Annotated in this window: 16 protein-coding genes and 1 tRNA gene; 13 read left to right on the forward strand and 4 right to left on the reverse strand. The window is 62.8% G+C overall.

Features of this window, described 5'->3' with window-relative positions; all coding sequences use genetic code 11:
• Positions 1 to 5 precede the first annotated feature (5 nt).
• The 9 genes from GR183_RS17355 (at position 6) to GR183_RS17395 (ending at position 8,742) form a co-directional block, all read left to right on the forward strand.
• Positions 6 to 659, forward strand: coding sequence for a nicotinate-nucleotide adenylyltransferase (locus GR183_RS17355; RefSeq protein ID WP_244313792.1), 654 nt, complete (start codon positions 6 to 8; stop codon positions 657 to 659).
• Positions 660 to 978: 319 nt separating this feature from the next.
• The gene (rsfS, locus tag GR183_RS17360) at positions 979 to 1,389 is read left to right on the forward strand and encodes a ribosome silencing factor (RefSeq protein WP_160776937.1); all 411 of its coding nucleotides are present in this window, start codon (positions 979 to 981) and stop codon (positions 1,387 to 1,389) included.
• Between the two features lie 56 nt (positions 1,390 to 1,445).
• Positions 1,446 to 1,928, forward strand: a complete 483-nt coding sequence (rlmH, locus tag GR183_RS17365) for a 23S rRNA (pseudouridine(1915)-N(3))-methyltransferase RlmH (RefSeq protein WP_160776938.1) — start codon at positions 1,446 to 1,448, stop codon at positions 1,926 to 1,928.
• 272 nt (positions 1,929 to 2,200) lie between these two features.
• Entirely contained in the window at positions 2,201 to 3,520 is a 1,320-nt protein-coding gene (locus tag GR183_RS17370; protein ID WP_208999900.1) for a murein hydrolase activator EnvC family protein, read from the forward strand.
• Positions 3,517 to 4,857: a S41 family peptidase gene (locus tag GR183_RS17375; RefSeq protein ID WP_160776940.1), complete on the forward strand. Its 1,341-nt coding sequence runs from the start codon at positions 3,517 to 3,519 to the stop codon at positions 4,855 to 4,857. The genes GR183_RS17370 and GR183_RS17375 overlap by 4 nt, the downstream gene beginning before the upstream one ends.
• A gap of 101 nt (positions 4,858 to 4,958) precedes the next feature.
• On the forward strand, positions 4,959 to 6,134 hold the full coding sequence (locus tag GR183_RS17380) for a divergent polysaccharide deacetylase family protein (protein WP_202396170.1): 1,176 nt from the start codon (positions 4,959 to 4,961) through the stop codon (positions 6,132 to 6,134).
• A 9-nt stretch (positions 6,135 to 6,143) separates the two neighbouring features.
• A complete protein-coding gene (locus GR183_RS17385; protein WP_160776941.1) occupies positions 6,144 to 6,641 on the forward strand; it encodes an RNA pyrophosphohydrolase in 498 nt (165 codons plus the stop codon).
• 105 nt (positions 6,642 to 6,746) lie between these two features.
• The gene (locus tag GR183_RS17390; RefSeq protein WP_160776942.1) at positions 6,747 to 7,517 is read left to right on the forward strand and encodes an SDR family NAD(P)-dependent oxidoreductase; all 771 of its coding nucleotides are present in this window, start codon (positions 6,747 to 6,749) and stop codon (positions 7,515 to 7,517) included.
• Between the two features lie 19 nt (positions 7,518 to 7,536).
• Complete coding sequence (locus GR183_RS17395) at positions 7,537 to 8,742, forward strand: acyl-CoA dehydrogenase family protein (protein WP_160776943.1); 1,206 nt, start codon at positions 7,537 to 7,539, stop codon at positions 8,740 to 8,742.
• 18 nt (positions 8,743 to 8,760) lie between these two features.
• On the opposite strand, the gene queG is transcribed toward GR183_RS17395, so the two are convergent.
• Both queG and GR183_RS17405 read right to left on the reverse strand, forming a co-directional pair.
• Complete coding sequence (gene queG, locus GR183_RS17400) at positions 8,761 to 9,912, reverse strand: tRNA epoxyqueuosine(34) reductase QueG (RefSeq protein WP_160777154.1); 1,152 nt, start codon at positions 9,910 to 9,912, stop codon at positions 8,761 to 8,763.
• The gene (locus GR183_RS17405; protein ID WP_160776944.1) at positions 9,909 to 10,601 is read right to left on the reverse strand and encodes a glutathione S-transferase family protein; all 693 of its coding nucleotides are present in this window, start codon (positions 10,599 to 10,601) and stop codon (positions 9,909 to 9,911) included. Before GR183_RS17405 ends, queG begins: the two co-directional genes overlap by 4 nt.
• A 193-nt stretch (positions 10,602 to 10,794) precedes the next feature.
• On the opposite strand from GR183_RS17405, the gene GR183_RS17410 reads away from it, so the two are divergent.
• Positions 10,795 to 11,601 (forward strand): undecaprenyl-diphosphate phosphatase, encoded by an 807-nt coding sequence (locus GR183_RS17410; RefSeq protein ID WP_160776945.1) that lies wholly within the window; start codon positions 10,795 to 10,797, stop codon positions 11,599 to 11,601.
• Positions 11,602 to 11,604: 3 nt separating this feature from the next.
• Here the strand turns inward: GR183_RS17410 and GR183_RS17415 are convergent, their stop codons facing one another.
• A complete protein-coding gene (locus GR183_RS17415) occupies positions 11,605 to 12,615 on the reverse strand; it encodes a helix-turn-helix transcriptional regulator (protein WP_160776946.1) in 1,011 nt (336 codons plus the stop codon).
• Positions 12,616 to 12,759: 144 nt separating this feature from the next.
• On the opposite strand from GR183_RS17415, the gene GR183_RS17420 reads away from it, so the two are divergent.
• Positions 12,760 to 12,999 carry a DUF1127 domain-containing protein gene (locus GR183_RS17420; protein ID WP_160776947.1) on the forward strand — a complete coding sequence of 80 codons (240 nt, stop codon included), beginning with the start codon at positions 12,760 to 12,762 and terminating at the stop codon, positions 12,997 to 12,999.
• A gap of 55 nt (positions 13,000 to 13,054) precedes the next feature.
• Here GR183_RS17420 and GR183_RS17425 read toward each other — a convergent pair whose 3' ends face one another.
• Positions 13,055 to 14,029, reverse strand: a complete 975-nt coding sequence (locus GR183_RS17425; RefSeq protein ID WP_160776948.1) for a complex I NDUFA9 subunit family protein — start codon at positions 14,027 to 14,029, stop codon at positions 13,055 to 13,057.
• A 349-nt stretch (positions 14,030 to 14,378) separates the two neighbouring features.
• Between GR183_RS17425 and GR183_RS17430 the strand changes: the two genes are divergently transcribed.
• Positions 14,379 to 14,465 (forward strand) — tRNA-Leu (locus GR183_RS17430).
• Between the two features lie 86 nt (positions 14,466 to 14,551).
• Positions 14,552 to 16,222 carry a tyrosine-type recombinase/integrase gene (locus tag GR183_RS17435; protein WP_160776949.1) on the forward strand — a complete coding sequence of 557 codons (1,671 nt, stop codon included), beginning with the start codon at positions 14,552 to 14,554 and terminating at the stop codon, positions 16,220 to 16,222.
• Positions 16,223 to 16,243: the final 21 nt, after the last annotated feature.

Here is a 16,243-nt window from a genome sequence, read left to right on the forward strand (position 1 = left end):
AGGCAATGACAGCCGGCCCTCTCGCAGCATTGCCGCCGGACTGGATGCGGCTGCCCCACGCCGAGCCCGGCAACCGCATCGGCCTGTTCGGCGGTTCGTTCAATCCGCCGCATTCCGGGCACAGGACGGTTGCCGAAACGGCGCTGAAACGCTGCGATCTAGATCAGGTTTGGTGGCTGGTCACGCCCGGCAACCCGCTGAAGGAACACGGCGGGCTCGCGCCGCTTGAAGAGCGGGTGGACGCGGTGAGGAAACTGGCCCGCCACCCGCGCATGAAGGTGACCGCCTTCGAAGCGCTGATCGGCACCACCTATTCCGCCAGGCTGGTCGCAAGATTGCTGGAGATCCGGCCACGGCTCCGGTTCGCCTGGATCATGGGCGCCGACAACCTGATGACCTTTCATCGCTGGCAGTCCTGGCGCTCCATCCTTGAGAACGTGCCTTTGATCGTCGTGGATCGCCCCGATGCCTCATTCGCCCCGCTGAAATCCGTTGCGGCAAACGCATATGCGCCGTACCGCTGGGACGAGAGCCGCGCCACGACCCTTGCCGGCATTGCCCCACCGGCCTGGACTTTCCTGCACACCCGGCTCGACGATACGTCATCAACAGCATTGCGGGCGCAGCGTTGCGGGCATGCGACAGTCGTTCGCCAATAACGCTCGAAAACGCATCCCGAGCCAAATCCTGACGCCTAGGCAACGGCGCGCGTCTTGAAAATGTCAAGGCGGATCGCTTATCTTTATAGCAGTTCGATCCGGCTTCGAGCGCGCGATGTCAGCTCGCCGATGCCGCCTCGGACTTTCGGAAACGCGGGCTGGTCCGCGTTATCCTCGACTTGGAGCGCTTTCCACGAAAGCGGCATCGCTTTCGTGACAAGAAATCGCTCCAGGATCAATGGTTTGAGCATATCCTTGTCGCGAAATCCGGTTCTGATTTCGCGGGATATGCTCTAGACGAAGGGCTATACGTCTGAGCATGACCTTTGAATCCGAGAGGGCCGTGGCGTCCTCTCACCAGGATGAAGCGATTTCCGTTGCTAAGCGCGGCAATCTGCTCGATATCGTCCTCGCCAGTCTCGAAGACTCCAAGTCCGAGGACACCGTTTCCATCGACATCACCGGAAAGTCAGCGATCGCCGATCATATGGTGGTCACCTCGGGCCGTTCTCACCGGCACGTGGGCGCCATCGCCGATCATCTTTTGCGCGATCTCAAGGACTCCGGCCATGGTGCGGCGCGGGTCGAAGGGCTTTCGGCTTGCGACTGGGTGCTGATCGACGCCGGCGATGTGGTGATCCACATTTTCCGGCCGGAAGTACGCGGCTTCTACAACATCGAGAAGATGTGGGCCGCCGACATACCGGCGACACCCAGGCTATCGGGCTGAAGCACGCCTGACGGGCAATATCGTATTCAGGGACCGGAATTTTCCGGCATCAGGCCGTGCGTGTGTTGTTTGCCTCCATCGGGCGGCTGAAAGCCGGCGCCGAAAGGCAGCTTTTCGACAGATACCAGGAGCGGATCGCAAAGGCCGGCCGCGCGCTTGGAATAACATCCGCTGACGAGATAGAGATCGCGGAAGACCGTTCGCCGCGCGCGCAAGAGCGCAAGGCCAATGAAGCGCGCGCGCTAATGAAAGCCCTGCCTGCAGGCAGCATCGTCATCGCGCTCGACGAAAACGGCAGGACCTTCACGAGCGAGGATTTCGCCGCCCGGTTCGAAAGCTGGAAGGACAGCGGCGCGCCGGCAATCGCCTTCCTGACGGGCGGCCCGGACGGGCATGGTGACGAAGTGTTGAACGCCGCGGATCTGAAGCTCGCTTTCGGGCCGATGACCTGGCCGCACCAGATCGTGCGCAGCCTTGCCGCTGAACAGGTCTACCGCGCGATCACGATTTTGAGCGGCCATCCCTATCATCGTCCATGATACTGCTTATTGGCTCGGGATAACCCTCGACACGCCTGTATTCTGCCTCATTTGTAAACTAGCGGTCGATCTGTCGATGAGACCTCGGCACGCATGGTCGCTATGGTTGACGATTCATTAACGTGACGAGGCCATCCTGAGGGAAACGGACAGGCGAAATGACGGTGCAGGAAAAGCACCCGGCCACGGTTTCGGCCTGCTCGCAAGTTTCTCAAGGGGTGTGTATGCGCAAAGGGTCAACCCGGGCTCGGGACGCCGTGGCGGCTTTCTTTTTGAGCGCGGGCCTCCTTTTCGGCGCACCTTCCGCATTCGGGCAGGATGCGGTCGGATTTTCGGCGAATGCGCCGGGCGAAGGCGGCGAAGCGGACGCCCTGGACAGGCGCATTGCCGAGCGCGAAGAGGAACTGGGCGCGCTGACGCAGGATATCGAGCTGTCGGCCGAAAGGCAGGCGGCTATCGCCCGCGAGATCCGCTCGATCGACCGGGACAGGGAGGCGCTCAACGTCGACCTTTTGCGCACGGCGCAGCGGGTCAAGGGCCTTGAGGAGCAGTTGGCGGCAACCGAGGCGCGCCTCGGCCGCCTGGTGAGGAACGAGGAAACCGTGCTGGCTTCGCTGAGAGAACGGCAGGGCGTTTTGACGGAGGTGCTTTCCGCGCTGCAGCGGATCGGCCAGCGTCCGCCGCCTGCGCTCGCGGTAAGGCCTGAAGACGCGATCGGCGCCGTGCGCGGCGCTTTGCTGCTCAACGCGGTAATGCCGGAAATTCACATCGAGACGCAGGCGCTTTCGAGCGACCTGAAGGAATTGCGCCGGCTGAAGATATCGATCGCGGCCGAGCGGGACCGGCTTGGAACCGACGCCGAGCGCCTTGCCGAAGAACGCAAGCGCGTGGAGCTTATTCTGGCGTCCAAGAAGGACCAGCGCGCCAAAAGCCAGGCCGAGCTTGAAGCCGAGCGCGGCCGAGCGGCCGAACTGGCGGAAAAGGCAACGTCGCTGAAGGCTTTGATCGCCTCGATCGAAGAAGAGATCGAAAGCGCGCGCAAGGCGGCGGAAGAAGCACGCGCCGCGGAAGCGGCGCGCGCGAAAGCCGGCGATACGGAAACCGCGGCCGCCCCCTTTGCCGATCCAGGCAGGCTGGCGCCCGCTGTCGCATTTGTGAACACGAAGGCGAACCTGCCGCTTCCGGTGACCGGTTCCCTTCTCAGAAGCTTTGGCGAAGACGACGGATTCGGCGGTTTGACCGAAGGCCAGTCCATAGCCACCCGTTCGGGCGCACAGGTAACGGCACCGACGGATGGCTGGGTGGTCTATGCCGGACCGTTCCGCTCTTACGGCCAGCTCTTGATCCTTAACGCCGGCGACGGGTATCATATCCTGCTTGCCGGTTTGGGGCGTATCGACGTGGAGTTGGGTCAGTTCGTTCTCGCCGGAGAACCCGTGGCGGAAATGGGATCAACGCAATTGGCAAGCGCAGCAACGCTTGACCTTGCAGCGACTCAGCCCGTCCTCTACGTTGAATTCAGAAAAGACGGCATCGCGATCGATCCATCTCCGTGGTGGGATCGAGCCGAAGATGAGAAGGTTCGCGGATGATTCGGAAAGTCTCACTACTCCTGGTTGGCGTCGTCATGGGCGCAACTGCCGTGACGACGTTGTCGCAGGTCCCGGTTCGGGTCAGCGGTGTCGCCAATGCCGCAGCATCCGATACCTACAGGCAGCTCAACCTCTTCGGAGATGTGTTCGAGCGCGTCCGATCCGACTACGTCGAGACGCCGGACGACGCGAAACTGATCGAGTCCGCGATCAACGGAATGCTGTCGTCGCTCGATCCGCATTCCAGCTACCTGTCGCCCAAGAATTTCCGCGACATGCAGGTGCAGACCCGCGGCGAATTCGGCGGCCTCGGCATCGAGGTCACCATGGAAGACGGGCTCGTCAAGGTCGTCACGCCCATCGACGATACGCCCGCCTTCAAGGCCGGCGTGCTTGCCGGCGACCTGATCACCCACCTTGACGGCGAGCAGGTTCAGGGCCTGACGCTCAACGAGGCGGTCGAGCGCATGCGCGGCGCAGTGGGCACGGAAATCGAGATCACGGTTCGCCGAGAAGGCTCGGACGAGCCGAGGAAATTCACGATCAAGCGGGACGTCATTCGCATCAAATCCGTGCGCTACCGCGAAGAGGAAGACGTCGGTTACATCCGCGTCACTCAGTTCAACGAACAGACGTTCGACGGATTGCGCGACGGCATCGATTCGCTGACCAAATCGATCGGCAGCGACAAGCTCAAGGGCTTCGTGCTCGACCTGCGCAACAACCCGGGCGGCCTGCTGGATCAGGCGATCGCCGTTTCCGACGCCTTCCTGGACCGTGGCGAGATCGTCTCGACGCGTGGCCGCAACAGCGAGGAAACGCAACGCTACAACGCGCGTTCCGGCGATCTCGTCAAAGGCGTTCCGGTGATCGTGCTGGTCAACGGCGGTTCGGCGTCCGCTTCGGAAATCGTGGCCGGCGCGCTGCAGGACCACCGCCGGGCGACCATTCTCGGAACCCGCTCCTTCGGCAAGGGGTCCGTGCAGACGATCATCCCGCTCGGCGCGAACGGCGCAATTCGCCTGACCACGGCGCGCTATTACACGCCTTCCGGTACGTCCATCCAGGCAAAAGGCATCGGACCCGACATCGAAGTCCTCCAGGAACTGCCCGACGAACTGAAGGGCAAGGCCGAGACCAAGGGCGAAGCGGGCTTGCGCGGCCACCTGGAAGCAGAGGACGGCGAGGAAAACGAAGGCTCCGGCAGCCAGGCCTATGTTCCCGCCGATCCGAAGGACGATACGCAGCTGAAGCTCGCCCTCGACCTGTTGCGGGGCATCCAGGTTCACAGCGCCTTCCCGCCGACCGGCGACCAGAAGGCATCCATTCCCAACTGATCGGCCAAGTCGCGAGTAGCCGGTTCGAACATCAACGATCGAGTCCTGCCGGGCCATTGAGGGAGTGGCCCGGCGATGCGGCAAAGGCGGTTTGACCGAATATGAACTCGAATGATCTGTCCGCTCCCCTCGGACTGGGCAAGCGCAAGGTTCTGCGTCTGCCTTTCGGCCTTGTCGGGGCCGGCCTTCTCGTCATCCTGATCACGACCGCGCTTGTCTGGATCGGCGTGGTGGACGACCCGCTCGGCGGAGAGCCGACGGCGGTTGTCCGCCTCGAACGGTCGCTGGAGGGCCTTTCGGCGCGGGACATCGCCGTCGTCGGGATCGAGCCCGAAGTGAAGGACGGCTCCTCTACGGCATCCGAAGGCGGTGCGGGCGGAGCGGAAAGGCCGCTCGGACCCAGGTTCGAACCGAATCCCGACGAAACGGAGACCCTTGCAGCGGGCGTTGCTCCGCCAATCCCCTCAAGCCTGTCGATCAGAGCCGATTCGCGCGTCACGGAGCCCGGCCCCTACGGCCCGCTTCCCGCCGTTTCGACCGATGGCCTGCGCCCGCTCGATCTTTATGCCCGCCCTGCCGACAACTCGTTCCCCAACGTACCGAAGATCGCGATCATCGTCGGCGGGCTTGGCTTGTCGCAAACGACGACGCAAATGGCGGTCGAACAGTTGCCGCCGGAAACGACGTTCGCCTTCGCGCCGTACGGGTCGAGCCTCGACCGCTGGATGCAGCGAGCCCGGCAGGAGGGCCACGAGATGCTGCTTCAGCTTCCTCTCGAGCCTTTCGACTACCCCGACAACGACCCCGGCCCGCATACGCTTCTCGTCAGCCTGAAGAGCGACCAGATGCGCGACCGCCTCGCGTGGCTGCTGTCCCGCCTGACCAACTATGTCGGCGTGATCAACTATACCGGAGCCCGGTTCACCTCCGATGAGGCGGCGCTGCAAGGCCTCTTGTCCGAGATAACGGATCGCGGGCTGATGTATGTGGATGACGGATCGTCCTCGCGCAGCGTCGCGACCGCCGCCGCAAGCGGCGAACACACGCCGTTCTCGAAAGTGGACATCGTGCTCGACGAAGTGCCGAAGGCCGACGAGATAACCGCGCGCCTGTTGCAGCTTGAAGGTGTCGCAAGGGCGCAGGGCATGGCCGTGGGAGGGGCCTCCGCTCTGCCGGTGACGATCGAGCAGATCGAGGAATGGTCGAAGACGCTGGAAGAGCGCGGCCTGCAGCTCATCCCCGTCAGCGCCTCTATCGACCGAGCGGTGGGGAACTGAGCCCTTTACATGATTGACGTGGAGACCCTTCCCTACCGCCCTTGCGTCGGCGTCATGCTCCTGAACCAGAAAGGTCTCGTCTGGATCGGGAAACGCGTGCCCGAACACGACGCGGAACCCGAACACGCCTGGCAGATGCCGCAAGGCGGCATCGACCCGGGCGAGGACCCGCTGCTGGCAGCCAGACGCGAGCTTTACGAGGAAACGGCGATACGCTCCGTCGAGCCGATCGCCGAGGCTCCAGAATGGTTCGCCTACGATTTTCCGCCGCAGGTGCTGGAGCGCACGCGCAAGGGAAAATACCGGGGCCAGGCGCAGAAGTGGTATGCCTTCCGCTTCACGGGCGATGAGGCCGAGATCGATATCCTCTCCCCGCCGCACGGACATGAGCGGGAATTCTGCGACTGGCGCTGGGAAAAGGCGTCCAGGCTGTGCGATCTGGTGATCCCCTTCAAGCGGGACGTGTACCAGCGCGTCGTCTCGGCGTTCGCGGATTTGACGTCCTGACCGGATAGCTCCCTATCAAGCCATATACCGGTGACACTGCCGCCACTTCCTCATAAATTCGCGGACAAGCAATGCAAAAGCATTCGTATATCCGGGAGGACGCTTATGGATTTCGGCTCGGCCCTGAAGAGCAAGCGCATTTTGATCACCGGCGCTTCGAGCGGCCTCGGCATGCATTTCGCCCGCCTCGCCGCCCGCCAGGGCGCGAAAGTCGCCGTTGCCGCCAGGCGGCGCGAGCGCCTTGAAGACCTTGCCGGAGAACTCCTGACGCTCGGCGCGGAACGCTCGCTCGCCTGCACTCTGGACGTTTCCGACGAGGCGTCGATCAACGCCTGCATCGATGAGGTGGCCAACGCCTTCGACGGACTGGACGTGCTCGTCAACAACGCCGGCACGGCGAGCGGGGGAGCCGCGCTCGACCAGACGGCGGGAGACTTCGATCAGGTCATCGACGTCAACCTGCGCGGCGTGTGGCTGCTCTCCGTTGCCGCGGGCCGGCACTGGCGCGATACCGGCACGCCGGGCGCGATCGTCAACATCGCCTCCATCCTCGGCGAGCGCGTCGCCAAGGGCGTGGCGCCCTATGCGATCTCCAAGGCGGGCGTCGTCCAGATGACCAAGGTGCTGGCGCTTGAGCTTTCGCGCTACGATGTGCGCGTAAACGCGATCGCACCGGGCTATTTCGAGACGGAGATCAACGCCGGCTTTTTCGACACTCCGCAGGGAGAGGCCATGATCAAGCGTATCCCCATGCGCCGGATCGGCAACCCGGAAGAGCTCGACGGGCCCTTCATCCTGCTTTCGAGCGACGCCTCGCGCTATATGACCGGCGCCGTCATCCCCGTCGACGGCGGCCACCTGGTATCCTCACTCTGAAGACCCCGGAGCTTCGCTTATGGATTTCACGCTCGACCCGCGCCACGACGAGCTTCGCCTCAAGGTTCGCGAATTCGTCGATGAGCATATCCTGCCGCTGGAAAGCGACCCGGCGAACTACAACGAATTCGAAAACATCCGCATGAGCTTGCGCGACGAGCTGAGGCAAAAGGCGAAGGATGCCGGCCTCTGGGCACCGCAGATGCCGCGCGAGCGTGGCGGCCTTGGCCTGCCGATGGTGGGACAGGCGGTGTTCTACGAAGAGGCGAACCGCTCGATCTTCGGGCCGTCCGCCTTCAACTGCGCCGCCCCCGACGACGGCAACATGCGCGTGCTCGAGACTGTCGGCACGCAAGCTCAGAAGGACGCATGGCTGCAGCCGATCGTGGACGGCAAGGTGAATTCAAGCTTCGTGATGACCGAGCCGCACCCCGGCGGCGGGTCGGACCCCGGCATGATCGCAACCCGCGCCGAGCGCGATGGCGACGCGTGGCGCATCCACGGCCACAAGTGGTTCATCTCCGGAGCGGCGGTCGCCCGGCATTTCATCCTGATCGCGCGCACGGATCCGAACCCCGAGGAAAAGCGCCGGCACCTGTCGGCCTTTCTCTTCCACGCAGACCAGCCGGGTTGGCGCATCGTCAGGCGCATCGACAACATGGGCCCCGACGAGCACGGCGGCGTATGCGAGCTGGAGTTCGACGGCCTGACGATCCCGGATGAAAACCGGCTGATGGAAGTGGGCGACGGCCTGAAGCTCACGCAGATCAGGCTCGGCCCCGCACGCCTGACCCACTGCATGCGCTGGCTCGGCCTCGCAAAGCGCTGCATGGAAATCGCCCAGGAGTACGTCTCGCGGCGCGAAGGCTTCGGCATACGCCTTGCCGACCGGGAATCGGTGCAGCTGAAGCTTGGCGAAGTGGCGCACGATATCCAGATCGGCCGTCTTCTGGTGATGAACGCGGCATGGAAGCTCGACCAGGGCGACAGGGCGCGCACGGAGGTTTCCTCGGCCAAGATCCACGTAGCCGACACGCTGCACAAGGCCGTCGACACAGCCTTGCAGCTTAACGGCGCGCGCGGATACTCCAAGGATACGATCCTCGAATGGGTCTACCGCTACGCCCGCTGCGCAAGGCTCGTCGACGGTGCATCGGAAGTGCACAAGATGGTTCTGGCGCGGTTCTACGCCAAGGAAGGCAGCGACTACTGGAAATGGGGCTGACGGCAGGGCAAGGTGCGCTCAGACGCTCCCGGCCGCCCATTCCTCCAGAACCTGAGGATCGCCCTCACGCGGTTTTGCCGCGGCCTGAAGCTGAGCGAAGCGATCGGGCGTCGCCAGTTGCGACAGCGCCCAGACGGCAGCCCCCCGCACGACCGGCGCCGGGTCGTGGAGCAGGCGCTCGACATCGGGCAGAAGCGAACGATCCGCCGAATTGCCGGCCGCGATCAAAACGTTGCGGATGAACCTGTCCCGCCCGATGCGCTTGATCGGCGAACCTGAAAACAGCGCACGGAAAGCCGCATCGTCGAGCTTCAGGAGATCGGCGAGCCTTGGAGCCAGAAGATCGTCGCGCGCTTGCAGCTTCGCTTCCCGCGCCTCGACGGCGAACTTGTTCCAGGGACAGGCCGCAAGACAATCGTCGCAGCCGTAGATGCGGTTTCCCATCGCCTTCCTGAACTCGTGCGGGACCGGCCCCTTGTGCTCGATGGTGAGATAGGAAATGCAGCGGCGCGCATCGAGCTGATAGGGCGCGGGGAAAGCCTTCGTCGGACAGGCGTCGAGGCAAGCACGGCAGGAACCGCAATGGTCGACCTCGGCGTCATCCGCCGGCAAGTCGAGCGTCGTGAAAATCTCTGCAAGAAAAAACCACGAGCCCAGATCCCGCGAAACGAGATTGGTGTGCTTGCCCTGCCAGCCCACGCCCGCCTGTTCGCCAAGCGGCTTTTCCATCACGGGTGCCGTATCGACGAAGACCTTCACCTCGCCATCCTCGCAACCCGCGGCGCGCGCGCGCGAAAGAAGAAACTGCGCCAGCTCCTTGAGCCTGCCCTTGACGACATCGTGATAGTCGCGGTGGCGCGCATAGACGGAGATCGTCGCCCGGTCGCGGCTCGAGAGATGGGCGTTCGGCGCGACACCGGGCGTATAGGAGATCGCCAGCACGATAACCGAGCGCGCGTCCGGCCAGATCGCCTGCGGATGCTGCCGGCGGGCCAGCGTCTCTTCCATCCAGGCCATCGTGCCGTGATGGCCTTTCGCCACATAGGCGCGAAGGTTTTCGCCATGCTGCGGCCCGAGGCCGGCGGGCGCTACCCGGCAAAGATCGAAGCGCAGTTCACGGGCCCTTTCCTGAAGCGCATCCTTGAGACGCGCTGCCGCGCGCGGGGTCAGAAGTCCAGATCCTCGTAGGAAGCCGCCGGCGGCATGCCGCGCACCTTCTCGCTCAGGAGCGGGCGGAAGCTCGGCCGCGACTTTATCCTGGCATACCAGGTCTTCACGTTCTGCTCGTCCTCCCATGGCACCTCGCCCAGGTAGTCGGCGCAGGAAAGCTCGGCCGCCACCGCGAAATCGGCAAAGCCCAGCCGGCTTCCGGCAAGCCAGTTCCGCGAGGCCGCAAGATACCCGAAATAGCGCATATGATGGCGGATGTTGGCCCTCGCCGCGCGCAGCGCCGTCGAATCAGGCGCGCCCCCGCCACTCGAATTGGGCATTTCCTGCTTGTAGACGCGCTCGCGAACGAACGGCCCCACCACCTCCTGATCGAGCTTGTTCACCGCCCAGTCGACCAGCCGGCGCGTTTCGGCGCGCGCATCGGGATGATCCGGCATCAGACGCCGATTGCCGACGGCATAGCCGCGCGTCTCGTCCAGATACTCCATGATGGCGAAAACGCCGCAGACGGGCGGGCCGTCATTTTCCTGCAGCACAGGCACGCTACCAGCCGGATTCAGCAAGAGAAACTCCCGCCGGCGCTCCCACGGGCGCTCGATAACGAGTTCCGACTTCGCCCCGTATTCCGTCAGGATCAGGCGGACGAAACGCGATGCAGGTGAGAACGGATGGTGAAACAGCGTCAGCATGAGGGGAATGGTAACCCGTACGCGCTTATCAAGCGATGTTGGCGACTATAGGCGAAAACACTTTCGCAACCGTTCATACCGTATCGGCAAGTGGTTGCGCCCCCGCGCGCTCCCGTATAGTCCCTGACGCTGCGTAGTACAATACGCCGCGAAGAGAGCAAAAACGATTCGGCGCGAGCGGAGATCGCCCTGTATGGAAACTGATACACTCGCAAGCGCCCTTCTTCTCGGCCTCGTGGAGGGGCTGACGGAGTTCATACCGGTTTCCTCGACAGGCCACATCCTGCTTCTTGGACATTTCATCGGATTCCACAGCACAGGCAAAACTTTCGAGGTTCTGATTCAACTCGGCGCCATACTGGCGATCCTGACCGTCTATTCCTCGCGCCTCCTCAAACTCGCGAAAGCCCTGCCGAGCGACCCGATGGCCCAGCGCTTCACGACCGGCATCGTGCTCGCATTCCTGCCGGCCGCCGTTATCGGCGTTCTCGCCCATGACTTCATCAAGGAAGTGCTTTTCGAATCTCCAGCCCTCATCTGCACGACACTGGTCGGCGGCGGCGTGATCCTTCTTTTCATCGACCGCCTTACGACCAAACCGAAATACACCGACGCGATGAGCTATCCCGTGTGGCTGTGTTTTGCGATCGGCTGTTGCCAGACACTGGCAATGATCCCCGGCGTTTCGCGCTCGGGCGCGACGATCGCCGGCGCGCTTCTGCTTGGAACGGACAAACGCTCGGCAGCCGAATTTTCCTTCTTCCTGGCCATGCCGACGATGGCGGGCGCCTTCGCATTCGATCTCTACAAGAACCGCAATGTTCTTTCCTTCGACGATGCCGCCGTCATCTCTGTCGGCTTCGTCGCCGCGCTCATTGCAGGCATCTTCGTGGTACGCGGCCTTCTGGATTTCGTATCGAAGCACGGCTTCGCGCCCTTTGCCTGGTGGCGCATCGTCATCGGACTTGCGGGATTTGCAGGCCTCTATTTCCACGGCTGAAATTCACCGGGCATCGCGATGCTCGGCTGCCATATTCGCAAGTTCTCGCGCCAACCGCTTTCGCATTCCCTCCGGTGCGACGAGGCGCGCGCCGGGCCCGAGCCAGCGAACGATCGGCAGGACCGCTTCAGGGCGCGTTTCAGGCAATGACACAAGCACCCGCCCTTCGCCCGCAGGCGTGAATGCCGCATGGCGGTAATACCAGTCCGCCGTCAGGGTTTCGGCCTGTTCGGCGGACACCTCGATCCTTGTTATTTCGCTTTCCTTTTCCCACCTGCGCATAGCGCTCGACAGCCACGAACGATCCAGAAATGCGCGAATATCGAAATCGCGCGGCGGGCGGAAATTCAGGCCGGCAACCTCGATCTCGATGATCCTGTCGGTACGGAAGATGCGAACCTCATCCTCATCGACTTCCCGCCCGACAACATACCACCGGTCACGGTCGAACAGGATGCCGTAAGGCTCCACCTCGAATTCCCTGACCCGCTCGCGATAGGGGTTTTCATGGCGGAAGCGCACACGCTTGCCAGCCAGAAGCGCTTCCATGAAACGATCGACCGCGGATTGCATGTCCCCTGCCGCCGCCATCTGCCGCTCCGGGTGAAACACATCGGCCGGCATCCGCTCGATACCGACGATACGCGCACCCTCGATCAGAAGATCCCTCGCCTGTTTCGGCAAGGAGGCGAGCAGCTTCTTTTCCGCCTGCTCAAGATCCTTCGACAGGGGCGTGGCCTTCAGCCCCCTTACCAGGGTCAGCGCAACGAGAAGCGACGCCGTCTCGTTGCGCGTGAGAGAGACCGGCGGCTGGATGTAGCCCGAGGCAAGCCTGTAACCGCCCTCGGCACCGCGCGCCGCCTCCACCGGCACGCCGAGCGCAAGCAGGCGGTCGATATCCCGGTAGATCGTCCTGAGCGACACCTCGAAGCGGCGCGAAAGCTCCGTCGCCGAGACCAGCTTGCCGCCCGTCAGGAGAAGAAGGATCGCGAGTGCCCGGTCGATCGAATTCATGAAAGCCTCTCAATGAGACATCTGCATACAAAAAAACGCACCGCGAGAACAGAACAAGATCAAAGCTGACTCCATGGTGGCAGGATTGACCCGCCATAGTCGACACAGAAGAGGCGAGCGGCCTCTCGATCAGGAGGTGAAGCCATGCTGTCGACGACCGAAAGACACATCCCCGTTCGCATTCGCGCCGGCGGGTGGACTTGGAAGCTCTTCAAGGAAACGTTCGAATATTTCGCCCGCATCAGCCGCAGGCAAAAGGCCCGGCGCGCGCTCGACAGGCTGGACGAGCGGATGCTGAAGGACATCGGCCTGGTGCGCTATTGCGGATATCTGGAATATCCGTCAGGCGACATCGGATGCCGCTACGATATTGAGCGCAAATAGCAAAAAGCGCCGGCGATCAGGCCGGCGCTTTCATTTTCCGAAACAGGCGCGCGGATCAGACGGCGCGATGTTCGTCGTACTGGCCATGCAGGCGGAAGCGGCCGAGATAGGTCGGCAGGATCGCCGCGAGCGTATGGGCCTCGACGCCGAGGCCGTTCAACGTCCGACCATCCTTGATCGCAGCCTCGGAGACGACATTGTCCACCTTGAGCTGCTTTACCTGATCGACCGTCAGGAGCGGCTTCGGCAAAAGCTGCAGGAACTGGGCATTGAGCGACGCAAGGCCGAAAGGCAGAGAAACCAGAACACGCTTGCGCCGGACGACGGAAAGCAGGTCTTCCATGCACTCGCGGAAGGTCTTGATGTCCGGCCCGCCCAGTTCGTAGATCGTGCCTTCCTTCGCCTCGCCATCGACAGCACGTGCCACGGCCTCGGCGACATCTCCGACATAGACCGGCTGAAACTTCGTCCCCCCTCCGCCGATCAGCGGCAGAACCGGAGAGATGCGCGCCATATCCGCGAAGCGGTTGAAGAAGTCGTCCTCCGGGCCGAACACGATCGACGGCCGGAACACGACCGCTTCCGGCACGGTTTCGAACATTCCCTTTTCGCCTGCGGCCTTCGAGCGCGCGTAGCCGGATTCGGCCTCGGGATCCGCGCCGATCGCGGAAATATGCACGACCCTCTTGATGCCTGCCGCGCGGGCTGCTTCGGCAACCGCCCTCGGGCCGAAGGTCTGCACGGCATCGAAGGTCTGCGCGCCGCTCTGGTTCAGGATGCCGACGCAATTCACCACCGCGTCCGCGCCCTCGACCGCCCGGTCGACCGACCACCTGTACCGGAGGTTCGCCTGAACGGGCATGATCTGTCCCGGCACGCCAAGCGGCTGGACATGTTCGGCAAGGTCCGGCCGGCGCACGGCGACGCGCACGCGATACCCCCGGCGCGCAAGCGAACGCACGATGTATCTGCCGATGAAGCCCGATCCACCGAAGACCGTTACGAGCTTTCCATTCAAGGCCGTCGCCATGCCTTTGCTCCTGCCGCTTGGGATCGCCCGTTCCAGCTCCGGCCTGGCCGGATGAAAACCGGTCGATCTCCCTAAATTTTCCCGCGCTCAAGCGCCTGTTCAACCGGGTCATGGGCCGGGTAGCCCGTCACCCCCCGCAACAATTTACCGCACCTTGCCGCCCGAGGTTCCGATTTCCCGCCCGGCAAATCGCGAGCGATCCATGGAACTTGCCCGCGGGATCAAGACGCTTCCTGCTCTCATATCCCCTGGCCAGCGCCATGTGAAGGCACGTTGTGCATGAAATTCATTTTGTCCGAACGCGGTCGTTGACAAGCCCCCGCCTCGTGCTTAGAAGCTCCCTTCACGTGCCCAGGTGGCGGAATTGGTAGACGCGCTAGCTTCAGGTGCTAGTGCTCGCAAGGGCGTGGAGGTTCGAGTCCTCTCCTGGGCACCAATTCACTTCTGATGCGAATGAAATCAGAAGCTTAAGCCTAAACAAGATGTTGCGCTTCGCACTGTGTGATACAAAGGTGCGATACAATGTTGTTCAGGCTAGTGCGTCCGTTGAAGCGATCCGGTTCTTCATTTTCCTATTTTCAGCAGCGAATCCCCGCCGATCTTAAAGACAAGGTGCGCGGAAAATCGCTCGCCCTGCCGGTCGGCTCCGAGACGGTTCTCAGAAAAATTCCTCCCAAAGCGGAAACCATCCGCTTCTCGCTGAAAACACGAGACCCCAGCGAAACCAAGGTTCGGCAAGCCGAGGTCGCGGCCTACCTTGAGCAGGTTTGGGCCTCATATCGAAACGAGGCTCCCCTCTCCCTCACACAGCGACAGGCAGTGGCCCTCTCCGGCGCTCTCTATCGATCCTGGGTCGATGAGGGAAAGGAACGCTCCATCGCCGTTGAGGAACAGCCTGACGGCAGCTTCAAGCGTGCCGATGTCGAGACCCCGGATGAGCGAAAGGCAGTCTGGGCGGCCATTTCAGAGGCATGGAACGGCAACCTCTCAGAGATGGACCCCGAAGTCCTTGAGCCGAAACTTGGGCCCATAGTCGACCGAAAGCTTGCCGAGAAAGGCGTTGGCGCGGTCGATCAACAATCCCGCCTCTTCCTGTTGAGCGCCTTCGCGCAAGCTCTCAGCGATGCTTTCGCGACCCGAAGCCGGAACGCGGCGGGTGACTTCACGCCTGACCCGAAGGCAGAGCGCTTCCCCGAATGGGAAGACCCGAAGCAGCCGGAGGTTAGACCCGTCAGGGCGATTGCCCCAAGCTCGCTTACGGCGCTTATCGAGGGATGGTGGCAGGAGGCGAAGGCGACACAGCGAGCCGTCAGTACCTATGAGAGCTACCGCAACACGATGGCCCGCTTTGTGGACTTCCTCGGCCACGACGATGCGCGGCGGGTCACGAAAGCCGATGTCATCGCGTTCAAGGATTTCCGGCTGGCCCAAGTGAACCCGAGGTCCGGCAAGCCGGTCTCCCCGAAGACGGTCAAGGACAGCGACCTTGCGGGGCTGAGAGCCGTCTTCAACTGGGCGGTGGTGAACGACCGGATGGCGAGCAACCCGGCTGAAGGTGTCACCATCAAGCTCGGCAAGCAGACACGCACACGCTCCAAAGGGTTCACTCAAGGTGAAGCGAAAGCACTACTCGCCCACGCCCTCAATCACCAACGCGGCACGGAACAGCCGAAAACCTTCGCGGCGAAGCGATGGGTCCCGTGGCTATGCGCATACTCGGGAGCACGGCTCGGGGAAATCGTTCAGCTTCGAAAGCAGGACATCCTGCAGGAGGGCGGCATCTGGATCATGACGCTCACGCCCGAAGCCGGAACCATCAAGAACAAGGAAGCTCGCGAGGTGCCCTTGCATGAGCATCTGGTTTCACTGGGCTTTCTGGAATTCGTGAGGTCGTCCGCCGATGGCTACCTCTTCCTCACTCCCGCCAAGGACGGCAGCACGCGCGGAGCGTGGCGAGGCGTCAAAAACCGGATCGCGCAATTCTCGCGAGAAGTCGTGACAGACCCCAACGTCGCCCCGAACCACGGCTGGCGTCACCTCTTCAAGACAATCGCAATCGAGGCCGGAATTCAGGAGCGGGTGATTGACGCAATCTGCGGCCACGCTCCCAAAAGCGTCGGCGCGACATATGGTGAGGTGACGGCAAAGGCGAAGGCGGACGGGCTGGCGCGGTTTCCAAGGTTTGAGGTTTGAGAAAATTCGAAAACTTGAACC

The sequence above is a fragment of the Stappia sediminis genome (assembly GCF_009826895.1).
GTDB lineage: Bacteria > Pseudomonadota > Alphaproteobacteria > Rhizobiales > Stappiaceae > Hongsoonwoonella > Hongsoonwoonella sediminis.